At 75.6% G+C, this 20720-nt stretch carries 19 protein-coding genes; 14 read left to right on the top strand and 5 right to left on the bottom strand.

Going from position 1 to position 20720, the window contains the following annotated elements; all coding sequences use genetic code 11:
* Positions 1–81 precede the first annotated feature (81 nt).
* Complete coding sequence (miaB, locus tag ACWIZO_RS26215; protein ID WP_448640504.1) at positions 82–1533, top strand: tRNA (N6-isopentenyl adenosine(37)-C2)-methylthiotransferase MiaB; 1452 nt, start codon at positions 82–84, stop codon at positions 1531–1533.
* A gap of 76 nt (positions 1534–1609) precedes the next feature.
* Here miaB and ACWIZO_RS26210 read toward each other — a convergent pair whose 3' ends face one another.
* Positions 1610–3196, bottom strand: a complete 1587-nt coding sequence (locus tag ACWIZO_RS26210) for a DUF349 domain-containing protein (protein ID WP_448640503.1) — start codon at positions 3194–3196, stop codon at positions 1610–1612.
* Between the two features lie 40 nt (positions 3197–3236).
* On the opposite strand from ACWIZO_RS26210, the gene ACWIZO_RS26205 reads away from it, so the two are divergent.
* Genes ACWIZO_RS26205 through dapF form a run of 3 tightly spaced genes read left to right on the top strand, consistent with a single transcriptional unit; the run spans position 3237 to position 5748 of the window.
* A complete protein-coding gene (locus tag ACWIZO_RS26205) occupies positions 3237–3944 on the top strand; it encodes a hypothetical protein (RefSeq protein WP_448640502.1) in 708 nt (235 codons plus the stop codon).
* A complete protein-coding gene (gene miaA, locus ACWIZO_RS26200; RefSeq protein ID WP_448640501.1) occupies positions 3941–4864 on the top strand; it encodes a tRNA (adenosine(37)-N6)-dimethylallyltransferase MiaA in 924 nt (307 codons plus the stop codon). The genes ACWIZO_RS26205 and miaA overlap by 4 nt, the downstream gene beginning before the upstream one ends.
* Complete coding sequence (gene dapF, locus ACWIZO_RS26195) at positions 4861–5748, top strand: diaminopimelate epimerase (protein ID WP_448640500.1); 888 nt, start codon at positions 4861–4863, stop codon at positions 5746–5748. Before miaA ends, dapF begins: the two co-directional genes overlap by 4 nt.
* On the opposite strand, the gene ACWIZO_RS26190 is transcribed toward dapF, so the two are convergent.
* Positions 5745–5948 (bottom strand): hypothetical protein, encoded by a 204-nt coding sequence (locus tag ACWIZO_RS26190; RefSeq protein WP_448640499.1) that lies wholly within the window; start codon positions 5946–5948, stop codon positions 5745–5747. The two genes, dapF and ACWIZO_RS26190, sit on opposite strands and share 4 nt — an antisense overlap.
* A 152-nt stretch (positions 5949–6100) precedes the next feature.
* Here ACWIZO_RS26190 and hflX point away from each other — a divergent pair, with 152 nt between their 5' ends.
* From hflX to ACWIZO_RS26175, 3 genes are all read left to right on the top strand, one after another.
* Complete coding sequence (gene hflX, locus ACWIZO_RS26185; protein ID WP_448640498.1) at positions 6101–7576, top strand: GTPase HflX; 1476 nt, start codon at positions 6101–6103, stop codon at positions 7574–7576.
* Positions 7577–7726: 150 nt separating this feature from the next.
* Positions 7727–8485, top strand: coding sequence for a phosphatase PAP2 family protein (locus ACWIZO_RS26180; protein WP_448640497.1), 759 nt, complete (start codon positions 7727–7729; stop codon positions 8483–8485).
* 46 nt (positions 8486–8531) lie between these two features.
* Positions 8532–9587, top strand: a complete 1056-nt coding sequence (locus ACWIZO_RS26175; RefSeq protein WP_448640496.1) for a hypothetical protein — start codon at positions 8532–8534, stop codon at positions 9585–9587.
* A 48-nt stretch (positions 9588–9635) separates the two neighbouring features.
* Here ACWIZO_RS26175 and lexA read toward each other — a convergent pair whose 3' ends face one another.
* The gene (gene lexA, locus ACWIZO_RS26170) at positions 9636–10427 is read right to left on the bottom strand and encodes a transcriptional repressor LexA (RefSeq protein WP_448640495.1); all 792 of its coding nucleotides are present in this window, start codon (positions 10425–10427) and stop codon (positions 9636–9638) included.
* Between the two features lie 286 nt (positions 10428–10713).
* Between lexA and ACWIZO_RS26165 the strand changes: the two genes are divergently transcribed.
* The 4 genes from ACWIZO_RS26165 to ACWIZO_RS26150 all read left to right on the top strand — a co-directional run bounded on the left by ACWIZO_RS26165 (position 10714) and on the right by ACWIZO_RS26150 (position 16165).
* Positions 10714–11349, top strand: coding sequence for a LysM peptidoglycan-binding domain-containing protein (locus tag ACWIZO_RS26165; protein WP_448640494.1), 636 nt, complete (start codon positions 10714–10716; stop codon positions 11347–11349).
* Positions 11350–11483: 134 nt separating this feature from the next.
* Positions 11484–12137 carry a hypothetical protein gene (locus ACWIZO_RS26160; RefSeq protein ID WP_448640493.1) on the top strand — a complete coding sequence of 218 codons (654 nt, stop codon included), beginning with the start codon at positions 11484–11486 and terminating at the stop codon, positions 12135–12137.
* A 489-nt stretch (positions 12138–12626) separates the two neighbouring features.
* A complete protein-coding gene (gene nrdR, locus ACWIZO_RS26155; RefSeq protein ID WP_446756738.1) occupies positions 12627–13175 on the top strand; it encodes a transcriptional regulator NrdR in 549 nt (182 codons plus the stop codon).
* Between the two features lie 125 nt (positions 13176–13300).
* A complete protein-coding gene (locus tag ACWIZO_RS26150; RefSeq protein ID WP_448640492.1) occupies positions 13301–16165 on the top strand; it encodes a vitamin B12-dependent ribonucleotide reductase in 2865 nt (954 codons plus the stop codon).
* A gap of 172 nt (positions 16166–16337) precedes the next feature.
* Here the strand turns inward: ACWIZO_RS26150 and ACWIZO_RS26145 are convergent, their stop codons facing one another.
* Complete coding sequence (locus tag ACWIZO_RS26145) at positions 16338–17120, bottom strand: CPBP family intramembrane glutamic endopeptidase (RefSeq protein WP_448640491.1); 783 nt, start codon at positions 17118–17120, stop codon at positions 16338–16340.
* 140 nt (positions 17121–17260) lie between these two features.
* Between ACWIZO_RS26145 and ACWIZO_RS26140 the strand changes: the two genes are divergently transcribed.
* Entirely contained in the window at positions 17261–18334 is a 1074-nt protein-coding gene (locus tag ACWIZO_RS26140) for a sensor histidine kinase (protein ID WP_448640490.1), read from the top strand.
* The gene (locus ACWIZO_RS26135) at positions 18331–18975 is read left to right on the top strand and encodes a response regulator (RefSeq protein WP_448640489.1); all 645 of its coding nucleotides are present in this window, start codon (positions 18331–18333) and stop codon (positions 18973–18975) included. The genes ACWIZO_RS26140 and ACWIZO_RS26135 overlap by 4 nt, the downstream gene beginning before the upstream one ends.
* Before the next feature lie 22 nt (positions 18976–18997).
* Here the strand turns inward: ACWIZO_RS26135 and ACWIZO_RS26130 are convergent, their stop codons facing one another.
* Positions 18998–19303: a hypothetical protein gene (locus ACWIZO_RS26130; protein ID WP_448640488.1), complete on the bottom strand. Its 306-nt coding sequence runs from the start codon at positions 19301–19303 to the stop codon at positions 18998–19000.
* A gap of 194 nt (positions 19304–19497) precedes the next feature.
* On the opposite strand from ACWIZO_RS26130, the gene ACWIZO_RS26125 reads away from it, so the two are divergent.
* Positions 19498–20700, top strand: a complete 1203-nt coding sequence (locus ACWIZO_RS26125; RefSeq protein ID WP_448640487.1) for an acyltransferase family protein — start codon at positions 19498–19500, stop codon at positions 20698–20700.
* Positions 20701–20720 lie beyond the last annotated feature (20 nt).

Genomic DNA, 20720 nt, shown 5'->3' with positions numbered 1-20720 from the left:
TAGGGCCGGGCGGGGACGGCGAGGTCCCGAGGTCATCACGAAGCAGTAACGAAGGCCGGGCCCCGTACCCTCGCAGGCGCCATGGGAACCGAGGTCGCCAGCCCGCCGCGCACCTACCGCGTGCGCACGTACGGGTGCCAGATGAACGTGCACGACTCCGAGCGCCTGTCGGGGCTGCTCGAGGAGGCGGGCTATGCCGCCGCGCCCGAGGGGGTCGACGCCGACGTCGTCGTCCTCAACACCTGCGCGGTGCGGGAGAACGCCGACAACCGGCTCTACGGCAACCTCGGCCACCTGCGCCCGGTCAAGGACGCCCACCCCGGCATGCAGATCGCCGTCGGCGGCTGCCTGGCGCAGAAGGACCGCGGTGAGATCGTGCGGCGGGCCCCGTGGGTCGACGTCGTCTTCGGCACGCACAACGTCGGGTCGCTGCCGGCGCTGCTCGAGCGGGCGCGGCACAACGCCGAGGCGCAGGTCGAGATCGCCGAGGCCCTCGAGGTCTTCCCCTCGACGCTGCCGGCCAAGCGGGACTCCGCCTACGCCGGGTGGGTGTCGATCAGCGTCGGCTGCAACAACACCTGCACGTTCTGCATCGTCCCGGCGCTGCGCGGCAGGGAGAAGGACCGCCGTCCCGGCGAGATCCTGGCCGAGGTGCAGGCGCTGGTCGACCAGGGCGTGCTCGAGGTGACCCTGCTGGGTCAGAACGTCAACGCCTACGGCGTGGAGTTCCGCGACCGCGGTGCCTTCGCCGACCTGCTGCGCGCCACCGGACGCATCGAGGGCCTGGAGCGGGTCCGGTTCACCAGCCCGCACCCGCGCGAGTTCACCGACGACGTCATCGAGGCCATGGCGCAGACGCCGACGGTGTGCCACCAGTTGCACATGCCGCTGCAGAGCGGGTCGGACGACGTCCTGCGCCGGATGCGCCGCGGCTACCGGCAGGACCGCTACCTGGGGATCATCGACCGCGTCCGGGCCGCCATGCCCGACGCCGCGATCACCACCGACATCATCGTGGGCTTCCCCGGCGAGACCGAGGCCGACTTCGAGCAGACCCTCGAGGTGGTGCGCCGGGCCCGCTTCGCCGGCGCCTTCACCTTCCAGTACTCCAAGCGCCCCGGGACGCCGGCCGCCGAGATGGACGGCCAGCTCCCCAAGGAGGTCGTCCAGGAGCGCTACCTGCGGCTGACCGCGCTGCAGGACGAGATCTCACTCGCGGAGAACCGCGCCCAGGTCGGGCGGACCGTCGAGCTGCTGGCCGCCGCGGGCGAGGGCAGCAAGGACGCCCGCACCGGCCGGATGAGCGGTCGGTCCCGCGACGGCCGGCTGGTGCACTTCGCGGGTGGCGAGAGCGTGCGGCCCGGCGACGTCGTCGAGACCGTCGTCACCGCGGCCGCGCCGCACCACCTGGTCGCCGACGGGCCGCTGCTGTCGCACCGGCGCACCCGCGCCGGAGACGCGCACGAGGCCGGCACCCGGCCGACGACGCCCGGCGTGCTGCTCGGCATGCCCCGCGTCGGCGCCCCCGCCTGAGAGAGGACCCCCCTGCCCCCCACCGCTCGCGAGCTCGCGGCGGGCCCCTGCAGGGGAGCCGTCCTCGTCCGGGTCGCTAACGTCGCGAAGCGGTCTTCTCGGCCTCGGCCAGCCACTCCCGTCGCGTGCTGAGGTTGGCGCGGGCCTCCTCGATCCGGCGGCCGTCGCCGGCGGCCTCGGCCTTGGCCAGCTGCTCCTCGGCCTTGGTGACCGCGGCGCGCATCGAGGTGACCATCGGGTTCTCCGGAGCGGTGCGCACCCGGCCGGCGTCGGAGGCGCCGCGGATGCGCTGCTCCACGGCCTGCATGCGGTCCTCCAGCGAGCGCATCGCCCCGCGCGGCACGTGGCCGATGGCGTCGTAGCGCTCCTGCAGCTTCCGCAGTGCGTTCTGGGCCTGCCGCAGGTCGCCGGACGGGTCGAGCTTCTCGGCCTCGGCGAGGATCTCCTCCTTGGCCTGCTGGTTGGCCAGCTGCTCGCTGTTGCGGGCCTTGTCCGACTCCGAGCGGGCGCTGAAGAAGACGTCCTGCGCGGCGCGGAACTGCTTCCACAGGTCGTCGTCGCCGTCGCGGCTGGTGCGCGGCACGGCCTTCCAGCGGTCCATCAGCGAGCGCATGGCCGCGCTGGTGGCACCCCAGTCGGTGGACGTCGACAGCCGCTGCGCCTCGGCGATGAGCTCCTGCTTGGCCGCGCGGGCCTCACCGCGCTGCGCGTCGAGGGCGGCGAAGTGCGCACCGCGCCGGCGGCCGAAGGCGTCGCGGGCGGTGGCGAAGCGGGTCCACAGCGCCTCGTCGGTCTTGCGGTCGATGCCGCGGATGGTCTTCCACTCCTCGACGATCGCCTTGAGCCGGTCGCCGGCGGCCTTCCAGGACGTCGACTCCGCGGCGATCTGCTCGGCCTCGGCGGCCAGCGCCTCCTTGCGCGCGACCTGCGCGGCGCGGGCGGCGGCCTTCTCGGCGCGGGACTCGGCGGCGGCGGAGTCGGCCGTCCCGACCATCGCCCGGGCGCGGGCGGCCAGCCCGTCGAGGTCGCCGACGGCGGTGGCGGTGGGGATGGTCTCGGCCAGCGTCTGCGCCTTGGCCTTGAGCTCGGACGGGTTGCCGGTGTGCGCCTTGAGCCGCGCCTCGAGCAGCGACACCTCGGTGGCCAGGTCGTCGTAGCGGCGGGCGAAGTGGGCCAGGCCGGCGGCGGGGTCGCCGGCCTGCCACGAGCCGACCGCCCGCTCCCCGTCGGCGGTCCGGACGTAGACGGTGCCGTCCTCGTCGACCCGGCCCCACTGCGCGGAGTTCGAGACCGCCTCGGCCACGGGGGCCGTCGGCGCCGGGGCCGGCGCGGAGGCCTCCGGGACGACCGCCTCCGGGACGACCGCCTCGGCCACGGGGGCCGTCGGCGCCGGGGCCGGCGCGGACGGCTCCGGGGCGGACGCCTCCGGGACGACCGCCTCGCGCGCGGCCGCTCCGGCGGCGTCGTCCGTCGGGTCGGCCAGTTCCGCCGCCGCGGGGGTCGGCGCGGCCGGTGTCCCGGCATCGGGAGTCACCGCGTCGGGGGTCACGTCAGGGGTGGTCACGTCGGGGCTGGTCACGTCGGGCGTGGTCACGTCGGGACCGGCCGTCTCGGGCGAGGGGACCTGCTGCGACCCGTCTCCGGGGTTCTCCGTGCTCGACACGCACCGCAGTGTCCCACGCCGCATCGGCGAGACTGCTGCGGTGAGCAGCACCCCCGTCGTCCGCCCGGCTGCGTCCCAGTCGGTGGCCTTCTGCCCGTGCCCGCCGCTGCTGCTCCCCGCCGTCGCCGGGCGCGCGGCCGAGGAGACCGCCGGCCTGCGGGCGGCCTGCGCCGAGGCGGTCGACGCGGTGCTCGCCGCCCGGCCCGAGCTGGTCGTGGTCGTGGGGCCCGGCGCGGAGGGCCGGTACGGGCGCGGGGACGCCGGTGACCTGCGCGGTTTCGGCGTCGACGTCGAGGTGCCGCTGTCCGGCGGGGTGCGCCCGGGAGGCCGCCGCATGCCGCCGGCCCTCACCGTCGGGGCGGCGCTGCTGTCCGCCGCCGGGTACACGGGGGAGTGCGTCGGTGTCGGGCCGGAGGAGCTGGCCGCGGTCGTGGCGGGGGTGCCCGGGCCGGTCGGGGTGGTGGCCATGGGTGACGGCTCGGCCCGACGCAGCGTCAAGGCCCCCGGGCACCTGGACGCCGCGGCCGCGCCCTTCGACGCCGCCGTCGCCGCCGCACTGGCCGCGGGAGACGCCGCCGCGCTGGCCGCGCTCGATACCGCGGAGGGACGGCGGCTGCTGGCCGCCGGCGTGCCCGTCTGGCGCGGCGTGGGGGCGCTGCTGGCGGGGCGGCCCGTGACCGCGCGGCTCCTGGCCGAGGAGGCCCCGTACGGGGTCGGCTACCTGGTGGCCGTGTGGGAGGCGCGGTGACCGGCCTGCCGCCCGTGGTCGCCGTCGTCGGGCCCACCGCCACCGGGAAGACGGCGCTGTCGGTCGCGCTGGCCCGGCGCCTCGGCGGCGAGGTGGTCAACGCCGACTCCATGCAGCTCTACCGCGGCATGGACGTCGGCACCGCCAAGCCCGACGCCACCGAACGGCAGGACGTGCCCCACCACCTGCTCGACGTGTGGCACGTCCGCGAGGCCGCCTCGGTGGCCGAGTACGCCCGGCTGGCCCGCGCCGAGGTCGACCGGCTGCGCGCCGCCGGGGTGGTGCCGCTGCTGGTCGGCGGCTCGGGCCTGTACGTGCGCGCCGTCCTCGACGACCTGGAGTTCCCCGGCACCGACCCGGCGGTCCGCGCCCGGCTGGAGGCCGAGCTGGCCGACGCCGGCGCGGCCGAGATGCACGCCCGCCTCGCCGCCGTCGACCCGGCAGCCGCGGCGGCGGTGCTGCCGAGCAACGGACGGCGGATCGTGCGCGCGCTGGAGGTGGTCGAACTGACCGGGCGGCCCTTCCGCGCCACGCTGCCCGAACCCAGGCCGCACTACCCGGCCGTCGTCGTCGGCCTGGACCGGGAGCCGGCCGAGCTCGACGCCCGGGTGGCCGAGCGGGTGGACCGGATGTGGGCGGCGGGCTTCGTCGCCGAGGTCGCGGCGCTCGCCGCCGACGGCCTGCGCGAGGGACCGACGGCGTCCCGCGCGCTCGGCTACGCCCAGGTGCTCGCGCAGCTCGACGGCACGCTCACCGCCGCCGAGGCCCGCGAGCGGACGGTCACCACCACCCGGCGCTTCGTCCGGCGGCAGCGCTCGTGGTTCCGCCGCGACGCGACCACCACCTGGTTCGACGCCGCCCGCCCCGACCTCCCCGACGCCGTCGAGGAGCTGCTCACCGGCCGTACGATCGGGCGGTGAGCGACCGGTTCCTCCTCGGGCACGGCACCGAGAACGACTTCGTCGTCCTGCCCGACCCCGACGGGGACCGCTGGCCGGAGGACCGCCTCGACGCCGCCCTGGTGCAGCGGCTGTGCGAGCGCCGCGCCGGCCTCGGCGGCGACGGCGTGCTGCGGGTGGCGCGCAGCCGGCACGTGCCCGACGCCGCCGCCGTCCTCGGCGCCGACCTCGACCGCTGCGAGTGGTTCATGGACCACCGCAACGCTGACGGCTCGTACGCGGAGATGTGCGGCAACGGCGTCCGGCTGTTCCTGCACGTGCTGGTCGCCGAGGGGCTGCTGGACCGCGCGGCCTGCGCCGACGGCGTCCTGGTGGGCACCCGCGGCGGGCCGCGCCGGGTGGGCGCCGGGGCCGACGGCACGTACTGGGTGGACATGGGTCCGGCCCGGCCCTTCGGTCGCAGTGCGGCGACCGTGGCGGGGCGGGTGTTCCCCGGCCAGGCCGTCTCGATGGGCAACCCGCACCTGGTCTGCGCCACCGACGCCGACCTCGACGCCCTGGACCTCACCGCGCAACCCGTGTTCGACGCGGGCGTGTTCCCCGAGGGCGTCAACGTCGAGTTCGTCCAGGTGCTCGCCCGGCCGGCCGAGGGCGCCGACGCCCACGTCCGGCTGCGGGTGCACGAGCGCGGCGTGGGGGAGACCCGCTCCTGCGGCACCGGCGCCTGCGCCACCGCCTACGCCGCCCTGGCCGGCGGGTCCGACGGGCCGCAGCACGGCACGGTCGTCGTCGACGTCCCCGGCGGGCGGCTGACGGTCGACGTCTCCCCGGAGACGACGGTGCTGCACGGCCCCGCCGTCGTCGTCGCGACGGGGCAGCTCACCCGGGAGTGGCTCGGCTCCTAGGGGGTGTCCGGGGTGTCGGCGCGGGTCTCGGGCTCGTCGGTCGGCGCCTCGGGCTTGTCGCCGGGGCCCACGTTCCCGGTGCCGCGGGGCTTGCCGGCCCCGGTGTCCTGGTCGGCGCCGCCGAAGAGGTTGCGCGGCACCTCCAGACCGACCGGGTCGCGGCCGGGGTCGTCGGTGCCCTCGCTGCTGCTGGTGCTCACGGGTGCCTCCCTGGATCGTGGTCGTCGTCTCGCCCGTACCCGGCTCCCCGCGGGATGCACCTGACCCGTTCCGGTGTTGTTCCGGCCGTATGACGACTGCAGAGACGACAACCCAGGTGACCGTGGACGGCGTGCGTGTCACGCTGGACCCGATGACGACCGCACAGAACCGCGCCGTGCTCGCGGACGCGCAGGACCGGGCCGAGCGCGCGCAGGCCGCCCGTCCCGCCCCGGCCGGCCAGTGGGACGACGACGACACGACCGGCTCCTACGACCTCGAGGCCCGTGGCGCGCTGCGCCGGGTGGCGGGGCTGTCCACCGAGCTCGCCGACATCAGCGAGGTCGAGTACCGGCAGCTGCGCCTCGAGCGGGTCGTCCTCGTCGGCGTCTGGACCGAGGGCACCCAGGCCGACGCCGACCGGTCGCTGGCCGAGCTCGCCGCGCTGGCCGAGACCGCCGGCTCGGAGGTCCTGGAGGCCGTGAGCCAGCGGCGCGACAAGCCCGACGCCGGTACCTACGTCGGCTCGGGCAAGGCCGCCGAGATCCGCGACATCGTCGCCGCCAGCGGCGCCGACACGGTGATCTGCGACGGGGAGCTGACCCCGGGCCAGCTCAACGCGCTGGAGAAGATCCTCAAGGTCAAGGTGGTCGACCGGACCGCGCTGATCCTCGACATCTTCGCCCAGCACGCCACCAGCCGGGAGGGCAAGGCCCAGGTCGAGCTGGCGCAGATGCAGTACATGCTGCCGCGCCTGCGCGGCTGGGGTGAGTCGCTGTCCCGGCAGGCCGGTGGCCGCGTCGCCGGCGGTGGCGGCATCGGCACCCGCGGTCCCGGTGAGACCAAGATCGAGACCGACCGCCGGCGGATCCGGTCGCGGGTGAGCAGGCTGCGTCGCGAGATCGCCGGCATGGCGACCGCGCGCGCGACCCAGCGCTCGGGCCGCGACCGCCACGCCGTGCCGAGCGTGGCCATCGCCGGGTACACCAACGCGGGCAAGTCCAGCCTGCTCAACCGGCTGACCGGCGCCGGCGTGCTGGTGGAGAACGCGCTGTTCGCCACCCTCGACCCGACGGTGCGGCGTGCGCAGTCGCCCGAGGGCCGCGAGTACACGCTCACCGACACCGTCGGCTTCGTGCGGCACCTGCCGCACCAGCTCGTCGACGCCTTCCGGTCGACGCTCGAGGAGGTGGCCGGTGCCGACCTGCTGCTGCACGTCGTCGACGGCTCCGACCCCGACCCGCTCGGCCAGATCGACGCGGTGCACGTGGTGCTGCAGGAGATCGACGCCGCGGCGGTGCCCGAGCTGATCGTCGTCAACAAGGTCGACGCCATGACCGAGGACGACGTGCTGACCCTGCGCCGCGCCCTGCCGGGCGCGGTCTGGGTCTCGGCCCGCACCGGCGAGGGCATCGAGCGGCTGCGCGAGATCGTCGCGACCCGGCTGCCGCACCCGGACGTCGAGGTCGAGGTGCTCGTGCCCTACGACCGCGGTGACCTGGTCGCCCGCGTCCACCGCGACGGCGAGGTGCTCAGCGAGCAGCACGAGGCGTCGGGGACCCGGCTCTCCGCGCGGGTGGACGGCGGCCTGGCCGCCGCCCTCGAGCGGTTCGCCGTGCCCGTCGGCTGACCGGTCCTCCCCGCTCCCGCCGCCCGGGTGCCCGGCTCCGCGCCGGGCCCCGGGCGGCTCGCCGTCCGCCCTCGCTGTCCGCCCTCGCCGTCCGCCTCGCCGCCGGGCGGCCGAGGTCACGGACGGGTCACGGGCCGGTACCGTGACCCGATGACCAGCGGCGTGGTGCGGCGCCGGGACGGCGCACCGGCCGGGGACGGGCCCGGCGAGCCCGCCGCCCTGCCCGGCCGCGTGGTCACCCCCGGCCGCCCGCCGTGGTGGCTGCTGCTCGGCGCCTTCCTCGTCGCGTCCGCCGTCACCGTGGACCTGCTCAGCCGCGGCTACCTCGAGTGGGTCGACCTGCGGGTCTCCGAGGTGGTCAGCGGCTGGGACCTGCGCGACTCCCCGGCCTACTGGCCGGTCTGGGCGGTCACCCAGATCGGCGGGCGCGGCACCATCCTCGCGGTGCTGGCCGTCCTGGTCGGCTGGCTGTGCGTGCGGCGGCGGACGCTGCTCCCGCTGGTGCGGGTCCTCACCGCGCTGGCGCTGCTCACCGTCGTCGTCTACGCGTTCAAGTTCGGCACCGGGCGCACCGCCCCGGCCTACCCGGGGTCGTTCTTCCACCGCGACGGGGCCTCCTATCCCTCCGGGCACGTGGCCAACGCCGTGCTCATGTGGGGGGTGGCCCGCTGGCAGGCGGTCGAGTACCGGCTGGGTCCGCGGGTGCAGCGCACGCTGTGGTGGCTCAGCGTGCTCGGGCCGGTGGCCGCCGGTGTGGCCATGGTGTCGCTGGACTTCCACTGGGTGACCGACGCGGTGGTCGGCGCGGCCGTCGGCCTCCTGCTGCTGGGCGTGGTTCACGCACTGGACGCAGCCGTGCTGTCACGCTGGCCTCGTGCGCGAGCCGGCCGTCCGTCCGCGCGGTCGTGACGCGCGTCGCGGGCCCGTTCCCGGCCGTCGCAGGGCCCGCCGCGGGGTGGCCGCCCGCGTCTACCTGGCCCTGACGCCGGCCCTGGCACTGGCCGTGACGCTGGCCGGTGCGCCGTCCGCCGGTGCCGAGGAGCCGGCCGCGGGGTCCGTCCGCTGCCAGGTCACCGATCCGCGGCTGGCCGAGCTGTCCGGTCTGGTCGACGTCGGTGACCGGCTGGTGGCGACGGCCGACGGCGGCGACCAGGTGGCGGTGTACGTGCTGGACGACACCTGCCAGGTCGTCGACGTCGTGACCGCCCCGCTGGACCCCTACGACCCCGAGGACCTCGCGGTCGGCCCGGACGGCACGGTCTGGCTGGCCGACACCGGGGACAACAACGGCACCCGGGCCACCGTCGCGCTCATCGCCCTGCGTCCCGACGGCGCCACCGCGCTGTACCGGCTGACCTATCCCGACGGCGCGCACGACGCCGAGGCGCTGCTGCTGGCCCCGGACGGCACCCCGTACGTGGTCACCAAGGAGGTCCTGGGCGCCAGCCACGTCTACCGGCCGGCCGCGCCGCTGGTCGACGGCGGCACCGTCGGGCTGGCCGACGTCGGCACGGTGTCCTTCACGCTGACCGGCACGCCCGGCGGCCCGGTCGGGCGTGCCGGCCAGTTGCTGGTCACCGGTGGCGCGGTCGCGCGCGACGGCAGCCGGATCGCGCTGCGGACCTACACCGACGCCTACGTCTGGCCGCTGGCCGGCTCCGACGTCCCGGGCGCGCTGGCCGGCGAGCCCGTGCGCGTCGCGCTGCCCGCGGAGCCACAGGGGGAGGCGGTCGCCTTCACCGCCGACGGCGGCGCGCTGCTCGTCGCCGGGGAGGGCGTGCCCGGCGACGTCACGCTGGTCCCGGTGCCGGCTGCCACCGCCGCCTCGACGCCGGCTGCGCCGTCGGCCCCGGCCGACCCGTCGCTGGCGGGACTGCTCTCCGGCGACGGTGGCGGCCCCTCGCCGGTCACCGCCGGGCTGGTGGCCGCTGCCGTCGCGGCCGTCCTCGTCTGGATCGGCGGGCGGCTGTGCCGGCGGCGCGACCTGGCCGGCCCGCCCGTCGGTCGCTGACCGGCCGACCCGCCCCCACGGGGTGGCCGGCCGGCGAGCGGTGCGGGGTCAGACCCGGCGCAGCACCGTGACGACACGGCCGAGGATGGTCGCCTCGTCGCCCGGGATCGGCTCGTACGCCGGGTTGTGCGGCAGCAGCCACACGTGCCCGTCGCGGCGCTTGTAGGTCTTCACCGTGGCCTCGCCCTCGAGCATCGCGGCCACGATCTCACCGTTCTCCGCGGTGGGCTGCTGGCGCACGACGACCCAGTCGCCGTCGCAGATGGCCGCGTCGACCATCGAGTCACCGGCGACGCGCAGCATGAACAGCGTGCCCTCGCCGACCAGCTCGCGGGGGAGGGGGAACACGTCCTCGACCGCCTGCTCGGCGAGCACCGGGCCACCGGCGGCGATCCGGCCGACCAGGGGCACGTAGGTGGGCGTACCGGTGTCGGCCGCGGAGGCGCCGGCGGGGGCGCCGGTGGGGGCAGCGGCGGGAGCGGCGGCCTCGCCCGGCGTCTCACCGGGCAGCCGGACGTCGAGCGCTCGGGGGCGGTTGGGGTCGCGCCGCAGCCAGCCCTTCTTCTGCAGCACCGAGAGCTGGTGGGCGACCGACGACGCGGAGGACAGGCCGACGGCCTCGCCGATCTCGCGCACCGAGGGCGGGTAGCCGCGGCGCTCGATCGAGTCGCGGATGACCTCGAGCACCCGGCGCTGCCGCTGCGTCAGGCCGTCGCCGGCCTCCGTGCGGTCGGGGAAGGTGCGGACCGCGCCGGTCTCCTCCCCACCCGCGCCGCTGCCCGCGCGGCGGGACGTCCCGCCGGTGCGTGTGCGCTGGCCGGTCCCGCTCGTGCCCGCCACGTCTCCTCCTCGCCGGCCGTGTCGCCACGGCCCTCGTGTCCTGCTCCTGCCCGGCCGCGGCTCCTCGTTCGGGACCGCCGGCCGGACGGGACCGCCTCGGCGCCCGGAGGCGACGGCGGACGGGTGCTGGTCGGACGGTAGCGCCTCGGAGCCGGTACTTCAAACGTGTGTTCGAAATCGCCGGGAGGTGTCGGGGTCGACCCCGTCGGCGGGTTGCGCTAGGAATCGCACAGGCGTTCGATCGAACAGGCGTTCGACCGGATGACACCGACGAGGAGGAGTGGTCATGGGCACCGTGCGGCAGGACGTGCTGGAGTTCGACGCGACGGTCCAGGTCCCGTGGCGGCCGTCGCTCCGGTCCGCGGCCGGTGGCGGTGTCGGTGCCGGTGGCGGAGGTGTGGCGGCTGTCGACCGCCCGGCCCGGCCGGCAGCGCCCGGAGCCCTGCCGGGCTCCGGCCCGCGTGTCGGCGGGCACCTGCGCCCCGTCCCCGACCACCCGGCCGCCGCGGGCGTGCGCACCGCCGGGCCGGCCTCCGAGCGGCCCGGCGCCCGGCGCGACCCGGCCCGTCCGAGCGGGCGGCCGCTGCGTTCCGGTACCACCGGTGGCCCCGTCCGCGGCGGCTGCGCGCCGGCCGCCGTGCGGCTGACCCGGCGGGGGCGGCGCCTCGTCGCCGTGCTCGCCCTCGGCGGAGCGGTCGGCCTGGGCGCCTGGCTCGCGCCGCTGGTGGGCGGTGCCGGCGGCGGCCTGCGGCTCGCGGGGGAGAGCAGCGTCGTCGTCGAGCCGGGCGACACGGTGTGGTCGATCGCGGGGGAGGTCGCCGCGGACGGGGACGACGTGCGCGTCGTGGTCGACGCCATCGAGGAGCTCAACGACCTCCGCGGCTCGTCCGTCGTGCCCGGGCAGGTCCTGCAGTTGCCGTGAGCGCCGGCTGCGGGGCGGCCGGGTCGGCCGCCGAGCTCCGGCAGACATGGACGAGAGGGCGGCGGCGAGTTCGTCAACCCTCCGCGCGAGGTCGCTCACGGACCGGAGCCTCGCCGGCACCTACGGTCGAGGACGTGTCAGCAGCCGTGAGCAGCCGGGCCGCAGTCGTCTTCCGCTCGCCGCAGGACGTCGAGGTGTGCGTGGACGGCGGCTGGGCTCCCGGCGCCATGCTGGGCTGGCGGCACGACGAACGCGGCGGCTGCCAGGCGCAGGTGCGGTGGCGCGACGGAGGCGAGCCGACCTGGGTCGACCTCGCCGGTGTGCGCCTGCCCGAGCGGCACCTGTCCCTCGCGCACACCGGGACGCCGGCCGAGTCACCGACCGCCGACACCGGCGATCGCGACCGGCAGGACGGCTCACCCCGTCCCGACGCGACCGTCGTGATGGCCGCGGTGCAGCCGGCACGCCGCACGTTCCGTGCCGGCCGCCGGCACGGCGCCGACGGCACCGCCGAGCAGCCCGCCGTCGGGTCCGCCGCAGCGGGCCGCCACCGGGCGCCCGCCGACGGGTCCGCCGGTGCAGGCCGGCACCGGGCGCTCACCGCCGAGATGTCGGCGGTCGCCGTCGGCACCCCCGCCGTTCCGGACGGCTCCGGCGCCTCCGCGGGGTCCTCCGCAGCGTCCTCCGCTGAGGTCGGGGAGCCGGACCTGCTGACCCGCCCGATCCGCCTGAACGACCTGGCGTCCCACCCGCGCGGCGGGCGTCCCGCCGTCCGCCGCCCGGTCTGAGCTCTCCGTCCCGGCGTCCTCGCCGGTCGCGGCAGGTCCGGGTCCCGGTACCGGGCGGGGCCTCCGCGAGCGCCTCCACCGCCGACCGACCCGCCCTCCGGCGGTGCCCGTGCGCGCGTTCCATACGCCCCTTCCACCCTCTCCCGCACGCCGACACGCGGGGGCCCTCGGCGTGTCGTGTGACGGGTGGGAATCATGCTCGCGCCTGGTCACCGGTGGGTTGCGAGCACATCTCGGTGGAAGAGACACGCCCGCGTTCGGCTTGCAGATGTAGTGGAGCCCGGCCTAGGGTCCCCCTACATCTAGTAGTTGCTTCAACGGGAGTCCTCCACAGGTCGTCCTCAGGACTTCCCCGTGGCATCCACCGGATGTCCCCAGGGGGGTCCACAGACGCGACCCCGAGGGGCGATCAGCGGTCGCCGGCGCGGCCGCCCGGGACCGGTCACCGGTCCCGGGCGACGGGCCGGTCGCGGAGGGAGGTGAACCGCAGTGCGCTGCCCGTTCTGCCACAACCCCGACAGCCGGGTGATCGACTCGCGCGAGGCCGACGAGGGGGCCACCACCCGCCGTCGCCGGTCGTGCCCGGCCTGCGGTCGCCGTTTCACCACGGTGGAGGAGGCGGTCCTCGCCGTCGTCAAGCGCAGCGGCGTCAGCGAGCCGTTCAACCGGGCCAAGGTCGTCGCCGGCGTCCGCCGGGCCTGCCAGGGCCGGCCGGTCGACGAGGACCAGTTGCAGCAGCTCGCCCAGCAGGTGGAGGACGCCATCCGCGCCAGCGGGGCGGCCGAGGTCCCCAGCCACGAGGTGGGGCTGGCCATCCTGCGGCCGCTGCGGGAGCTCGACGAGGTGGCCTACCTCCGCTTCGCCAGCGTCTACCGCGCCTTCACCTCGCTGGAGGACTTCGAGAAGGCGATCACCGAGCTGCGGGCCCGCCACCTCGCCGGCGGCACCCCACCGCTGCCCGGCATGCAGCTGGACCCACCGCCGCGCCGCCGCGGCGGCGGGCGCAGCCAGCCCGCGGCCGACCGGACCGCCACCTGACCGCACCCCGTCCCGACCGCCGGCAGCACTGCCGGACACCCGAGCACGCCAGGAACGTCAGCACCACCCGCTAGAACGAGTGCGGCTCTTCCCCAGCCGCCGACCACTCCACGAGGGAGAGCTCTGTGACCGAGACCGAGGACCGCTTGTCAGGCCGCACGCGTCGCGCCCCCGCCAAGGCGCCGACCAGGGGGAAAGGCCTAAAGGTCAAGCGGGTCTACACCACCGCCGGGGTGCACCCCTACGACGAGGTGACCTGGGAGCGGCGCGACGTCGTCATGACCAACTGGCGGGACGGCTCGGTCAACTTCGAGCAGCGCGGCGTGGAGTTCCCCGCCGAGTGGAGCATCAACGCCACCAACATCGTCACCACGAAGTACTTCCGCGGCGCCGTCGGCACCCCGCAGCGGGAGAGCAGCCTGCGCCAGCTCATCGACCGGGTGGTGCTCACCTACGGCGCGGCCGGCCGCGAGCACGGCTACTTCGCCAGCGAGGGCGACGCGGAGGTCTTCGAGCACGAGCTGACCTGGATGCTGCTGCACCAGGTGTTCAGCTTCAACAGTCCCGTCTGGTTCAACGTCGGCACCAGCGCCCCGCAGCAGGTCAGCGCCTGCTTCATCCTCGCCGTCGACGACACGATGGACTCGATCCTCAACTGGTACCGCGAGGAGGGGCTGATCTTCAAGGGCGGCTCCGGCGCCGGCCTGAACCTCTCCCGCATCCGCTCGTCGAAGGAGCTGCTGTCCTCCGGCGGCACCGCCTCGGGCCCGGTCAGCTTCATGCGCGGCGCCGACGCCTCCGCCGGGACGATCAAGTCCGGTGGCGCCACCCGCCGCGCGGCCAAGATGGTCGTCCTCGACATCGACCACCCCGACGTCGAGGAGTTCATCGATACCAAGGCGCGCGAGGAGGACAAGATCCGCGCGCTGCGCGACGCCGGGTACGACATGGACCTCGGTGGCAAGGACATCACCAGCGTCCAGTACCAGAACGCCAACAACTCCGTGCGCGTCTCCGACGAGTTCATGCGCGCGGTGGAGGACGGCACCGGCTTCGGCCTGCGCTCGCGCCTCGACGGCTCGGTCATCGAGACCGTCGACGCCAAGGACCTCTTCCGCAAGGTCACGAAGGCCGCCTGGGAGTGCGCCGACCCCGGCATCCAGTACGACGACACGATCAACGACTGGCACACCAACCCCGAGACGGGCCGGATCAACGCGTCCAACCCCTGCTCGGAGTACATGAGCCTGGACAACAGCTCGTGCAACCTCGCGTCGCTGAACCTGATGAAGTTCCTCAACGACGACGGGACCTTCGACGCCAAGACCTTCGTCAAGGCCGTCGAGCTGGTCATCACGGCGATGGACATCTCGATCTGCTTCGCCGACTTCCCGACCGAGCCGATCGGGGACACCACCCGCGCCTACCGGCAGCTGGGCATCGGCTACGCCAACCTCGGCGCGCTGCTGATGGCCACCGGGCACGCCTACGACTCGCGCGGGGGCCAGACGCTGGCCGCGGCGATCACCTCGCTGATGACCGGCACCGCCTACCGCCGCTCGGCCGAGCTCGCCGGCATCGTCGGCGCCTACGACGGCTACGCCCGCAACGCCGACGCCCACGCCCGGGTGATGCGCAAGCACGCCGCGGCCAACGACGCCATCCGCCCGGTGGGCGCCGACGACGCCGACGTGCTGCGGGTCGCCACCGCCCAGTGGCAGGACTGCCTGGAGCTCGGCGCCGACAACGGCTGGCGCAACGCGCAGGCCTCGGTGCTGGCCCCCACCGGCACCATCGGCTTCATGATGGACTGCGACACGACCGGCATCGAGCCGGACTTCTCGCTGGTCAAGTACAAGAAGCTGGTCGGCGGCGGGTCCATGCAGATCGTCAACCAGACGGTCCCGCGGGCGCTGAAGAGCCTGGGCTACCAGGACGAGCAGGTCGAGGCGATCGTCGAGTACATCTCCGAGCACGGCCACGTCGTCGACGCGCCGAGCCTGCGCCCGGAGCACTACGAGGTCTTCGACTGCGCCATGGGCGAGCGGGCCATCTCCCCGATGGGCCACGTCCGCATGATGGCCGCGGTGCAGCCGTTCATCTCCGGCGCGATCAGCAAGACGGTCAACATGCCGGAGACGGCGACCGTCGAGGACGTCGAGAACATCTACTTCCAGGGCTGGAAGCTCGGCCTGAAGGCGCTGGCGATCTACCGCGACAACTGCAAGGTCGGCCAGCCGCTGTCCGACGCCACGGCGAAGAAGAAGACCGACGAGGTCCAGGTCGAGGCCGCCCCGGTCGCCACGACGTCGCACCCGGTCCGCCGCCGGCTGCCCAAGAAGCGGCAGAGCATGACGACGTCGTTCAGCGTCGCCGGCGCCGAGGGCTACATGACCGCCGGGATGTACGAGGACGGCAGCCTCGGTGAGGTGTTCCTCAAGCTCGGCAAGCAGGGCTCGACCCTGGCCGGTGTCATGGACGCCTTCTCGATCGGCATCTCGATCGCGCTGCAGCACGGTGTGCCGCTGGAGACCTACATCCAGAAGTTCACCAACATGCGCTTCGAGCCGGCCGGCATGACCGACGACCCGGACATCCGGATCGCCCAGTCGGTGATGGACTACATCTTCCGTCGTCTGGCGCTGGACCACCTGCCGGTCGACACCCGCGCCACCCTCGGCATCTTCAGCGCCGAGGAGCGCGCCGCCCAGGTGGCGGGGAGCTATGGCTCGGCCTCCACCGCGGACGTCGTCGAGGAGGAGGTCGACGTCGAGGCGCTGCGCGGCTCGGTGCCCACCGAGGCGCCCCCCAAGCCGGAGCCGGCGGCCGACAAGCCGGTCACGGAGGCGCACTCCTCGGCCGAGCTGTTCGAGCTGGTGACCGGCACCGCCACCGACGCGCCGCTGTGCATGACCTGCGGCACGAAGATGCGCCCGGCCGGCAGCTGCTACGTCTGCGAGGGCTGCGGCTCCACCAGCGGCTGCAGCTGACCCGCACGGCCGGGGCGCGTCCCCGCCGGCGCGACCGGCAGGACGGCCCCGACCACTGAGGTCGACACCGGCCCGGCTCCTCCCAGGAGCCGGGCCGGTGTCGTTCGGCGACGCCGCACTCCACCTGCGGGTGCCAGATCACCCGGCGAAGACGACCCGCCGGCGGGGTGCGTCATGCCAGCACCAGCAGGAGGACGGCGCTCACGGTCACGAGGCTCGGCGCGCTGTGCGTGACGATGCCCATCCACGTGCTGCGGAACAGCCGCGTGGGGAGGGCCTGGTCGAGGGTCCCGTCGAGCAGGCTGGAGGGCATGCACCACGGCTGGTGCACGTGGTAGAGGGCGAACAGCGCGCCGTTGGCGACGACGTCGAACCGGCCGAACACCCCGCGCATCCGGGGCAGCAGCAGCCCGCGGAAGAAGAGCTCCTCGGCCACCGGCGACAGGACGGCGACCAGCACCAGCTGCCCGAAGCCCCACCAGTTGCCCTGGAAGTAGTCGTGGACGCGGTCGGTGAGCGCGGCGGCCGGGAAGTCCCGCGGCAGCGGCCCGACCGGGTCGAGCGGCAGGAAGTTGAACGCCGCCGCCCCTGCGAGGAAGGGCGGCACCCACAGCCAGACCCGCCCGCCCACCCGCCCGGTCCGCGGGTCCTGCGGACGGCGCAGCCACAGGGCGTCGGCGACGTGCGCCCGGGTGAGCGACCCCCGCTCCCGGCGGACGACGAGCAGCACCAGGGCGACCTGCCACAACCCGCCGAGGTTGAAGCAGAGCAGCAGCGCGTCGATGAACGGGTCGCGGCTGCCGAGCACACGCGCCAGCTGCGGCGCGACCAGCCAGCCGAGGACGCTCATCGGCGCGGTGGCGGCGGCCCACAGGCCGAGCACGCGGCGCGCGGAGTACTGCGGGAGCCGGTCCCGGCGGGGGGAGAGGACCAGGGGTTCGCGGGTGGTGGTCATGGGTCCGTCCCTCTCGGTGGTCGATGGGTGCCGAGGACGCTAGGGACGGGCGACCGGTGTCCGCGTCTGCGTGCGGGTGGAACCCGATCTCCGACTTCCGACAGACGCGACGGCGCCCGGGCAGTCGCTACCGTCGCCGCGTGACCGGGCTCCGGGCCGTCGCGCGCAGCCACCTCTTCGACGCCGTGGTGGTGCTCAGCGCGGTGGTGACGGCGGCCGACGTCGCCACCCGGTCGGCGCCCTGGCTCGCGGTCGTGTCCGGCGGGTCGTGGCTGCCGCTGCTCGGCCGCGGCCGCCGGCCGTTCGCGGCACCGGCGACGGTGTGGCTGGTCGGCGCCGGGATCGCCCTCGCCGACGGCCGGGTGGTCGTCGCCGCGGCCGGCCTGACCGTGGCCGGGCTGGCCGCGGCCTTCCTGCTGGGGCAGCTACCCGACGGCCGGACGCGGTGGGCCGGGCTCGGCGTCGTCCTCGCCGGGTCGCTGCTCATCGTGGCCCGGGGCCCGGGCCACCCGCCGTCGGACCTGCTCTTCGTCCCCGTGCCGTTCGCCGTGGCGTGGCTGGCCGGGGGCGTGCTCGGCGAGCGGACCGCACGGGCCGAGGCCGCGGCACGGCTCGCGGTGGCCGAGGAGCGCGGCCGGATCGCGCGGGAGATGCACGACGTCGTCGCGCACGCGGTCAGCGTGATGGTGCTGCACACGGGCGCCGTCCGGCACACCCTCCCCGGCGGGCTCGAGGAGCAGCGCAGCGCGCTCGAGGGGGTGGAGGCCACCGGTCGGCGGGCGCTGGCGGAGATGCGCCGGCTGCTCGGGGCCCTGCGTGAGGGGGGCGCGGAGCTGGCGCCGCAGCCGGGGCTGCGCGACCTGGAGGCGCTGGTGGCGGAGGTGGCCCGCGCCGGGCTGCCCGTGCGGCTGCGGGTGGAGGGCGAGCCGCCGTCCCTGCCGGACACCCTCGACCTGTCGGCGTACCGCATCGTGCAGGAGGGGCTGACCAACGCGCTCCGGCACGCGCACGCCAGCCGCGCGGAGGTGGTGGTCGCCTACGCGCCCGACGCGCTGCGGATCGACGTCCGGGACGACGGCACCGGCGGGTCCGTGACCGGCGGCGGGCACGGGCTGCTGGGTGTCCGGGAGCGGGTGAAGGTCTACGGCGGGACGGTGTCCGCCGGCCCCGCCCCGGACGGCGGCTTCCTGCTCAGCGCGCGGATCCCGGTGTGACCGTCCGGGTGCTCGTCGCCGACGACCAGGCGATGGTGCGCGCCGGCTTCCGGATGCTCCTCTCCCGCGAGGAGGACGTGGAGGTGGTCGGCGAGGCCGCCACGGGCCTGCAGGCGGTGCGCGAGGCGGCGCGGCTGGCGCCGACCGTCGTCCTCATGGACATCCGCATGCCCGAGTTGGACGGGCTGGAGGCCACCCGGCGCATCCTGGCCGCCGACCCCGGTGCGCGGGTGCTCGTGCTGACCACCTTCGACCTCGACGAGTACGTGTACGAGGCGCTGCGCGCGGGCGCGAGCGGGTTCGTGCTCAAGGACGACCCGCCGGAGAGCCTGCTGGCCGCGATCCGGGTGGTCGCGGCCGGGGACGCGCTGCTGTCGCCCACCGTCACCCGGCGGGTGATCGAGCGGTTCGCCCGGCTGCCGGCGCCCGACCCGGCGCCGTCGCTGGCCGGGCTGACCGCCCGCGAGCGGGAGGTGCTGCGGCTGGTCGCGCGCGGGCTGTCGAACGCGGAGATCGCCCGGGAGCTGTTCATCAGCGAGGGGACGGTGAAGACGCACGTCACCCACCTGCTGACCAAGCTCGACCTGCGCGACCGGGTGCAGGCGGTGGTGCTCGCCCACCGGTCGGGCCTGGTGGGCTGAACCCACGGGTGCCGGGCCCCGGTCAGGGCAGCCGCCCGAGCAGCGCCCGGGCGAACGCCTCGGCCGCCGGGTCGACCGGCTCGTGCGCCGCCTCGGCGCGCAGCCAGGCCGCCAGGGGCGCGGCCAGCGCGGGGGAGCAGGTCGCGATCCACGCACCGGTCCCGGCCCGCGCCTCGGCCACGTGCTCGGTGCTCCCGTCGGGGAGGTGCGCGACCACCTCGGGGCGGGTGGCCAGCAGTCCGCCGGTCCGCCAGTCGCCGGGGGTCGTCCGGGCGGCCAGCGCGTCCAGCCGGTCGGCCGCCGTCCGCAGCAGCTGCCCGGGGTCCACGGCCGGATGGTGCCCGATGCGGCGGTCGGGCGGCGGAGGAGTCCCGGGTCGGGCGTGCGACCACGGGGCACCGGCTGACGTGCAGGTCCGGCCACGACCTGGCGCGTCGGCCGGACGGCGCCCGAGGCCGGCGACCCTCGACAGGCCCGGCGGTGCCTGCGACCGTGCTACCCACCGAGGGATGGGGGCTCCGGATGGCGGGGCTGACGACGGAGACGTCCTGGCGGGTCGGCCGCTGGCCGGGGCTCGACCTGGCCCGGGCGGTCGTCGTCGGTGGCCTGATCCCGTTCCATGCCCTGCTGGTGTTCGACACCGACGACGACTTCTACGTCAAGAGCGACCGCACCGCCGAGCTCGTGCCGCTCGTCGCGCCGGTCGTGGTGGCGGCGATGCCCCTGCTCTTCCTGGTCGCCGGCATCGGGGCCTGGCACTCCTGGCGGTCCCGCGGCGCCCGCGGGTACCTGCGCCGGCGGGTGCGACGGCTGCTCGTCCCCCTGGTGGCCGGCACCGTGCTGCTCGTCCCGCTGCCGGTCTGGCTCCGGCTGCGCGCGGACCCCGGCTACACCGAGTCCTACTGGACCTTCTGGCCCCGCTTCTTCCGGGTCCGCTGGGACTGGTCGGAGTTCCCCTTCGTGCTCCGGCCCGCCGCCGACGGCCGCGGCTTCGAGACCGGGCACCTGTGGTTCGTCTACCTCCTGCTCCTGTACTCCCTGACCGTGCTGCCGCTCCTCGCGTGGCTGGACTCCGACCGCGGCCGGCGGGCACTGGCGGCGCTGTCGGGCTCGGCGCGACGGCGCGGTGCGGTCCTGCTGCCCGCCGTCCTCCTCGGGGGAGTCGCCGCCGTTCTCGGCCTCGACGAGGGGCTCGCCGCGGGCAGCCCCCTCGGCTACCTGCTCTTCTTCGTCGCCGGGGTGGTCCTGGCCGCCGAGGGCCGCCTCCGCGACGTGCTGGGCCGCGACGCCGGCCTCGCCCTCGCGGTCGCGGTCGGCCTGATGGCCCTCGCGGGAGCGCGCCTGCTCACCGGGGAGGGCGACCCCCTGCTCGACCGGGATCCGTACACCCTCGCCGGGAGGGCGGCGCTCGGTGCGGCCGTCTGGTGCACGGTCGTGGCGGTCGTCGGCGGGCTGGCCCGGTTGCGCCCGTCCTCGGCCGGACCGGGTCGGCACGGCTCGCGGGACCAGCGGGTCGTCGGCTACGTCATGCCGGCGGTGCTGCCCTGGTACGTGCTGCACCAGCCGGTCGTCGTGGTGGTGGCCTACCTCGTCGTCGGCAGCGCGCTGCATCCCGCTCTGGAGTACCTGCTGATCTGCGTCCTGTCCGCGGTCGTCACGCTGCTGGCCTACGACCTGCTGGTCCGGCGCACCGCGCTGACCCGGGCCCTGTTCGCCGGGACCTGAGCCCCCGCCGGTCCCCGGCC

It is taken from the genome of Geodermatophilus sp. URMC 63 (assembly GCF_053502565.1).
The sequence above is the reverse complement of the archived record's forward strand: the minus strand, read 5'-3'. Positions and strand labels throughout refer to the sequence as shown.

What these genes read in the sequence shown, in the direction of transcription:
- miaB (WP_448640504.1), top strand. Translation starts at nt 82, where the DNA reads ATGGGAACCGAGGTCGCCAGCCCGCCGCGCACCTACCGCGTGCGCACG.
- hflX (WP_448640498.1), top strand. Translation starts at nt 6,101, where the DNA reads ATGACGACCGCACAGAACCGCGCCGTGCTCGCGGACGCGCAGGACCGG.
- ACWIZO_RS26180 (WP_448640497.1), top strand. Translation starts at nt 7,727, where the DNA reads ATGACCAGCGGCGTGGTGCGGCGCCGGGACGGCGCACCGGCCGGGGAC.
- ACWIZO_RS26165 (WP_448640494.1), top strand. Translation starts at nt 10,714, where the DNA reads ATGGGCACCGTGCGGCAGGACGTGCTGGAGTTCGACGCGACGGTCCAG.
- ACWIZO_RS26145 (WP_448640491.1), bottom strand. Translation starts at nt 17,120, where the DNA reads ATGACCACCACCCGCGAACCCCTGGTCCTCTCCCCCCGCCGGGACCGG.
- ACWIZO_RS26125 (WP_448640487.1), top strand. Translation starts at nt 19,498, where the DNA reads ATGGCGGGGCTGACGACGGAGACGTCCTGGCGGGTCGGCCGCTGGCCG.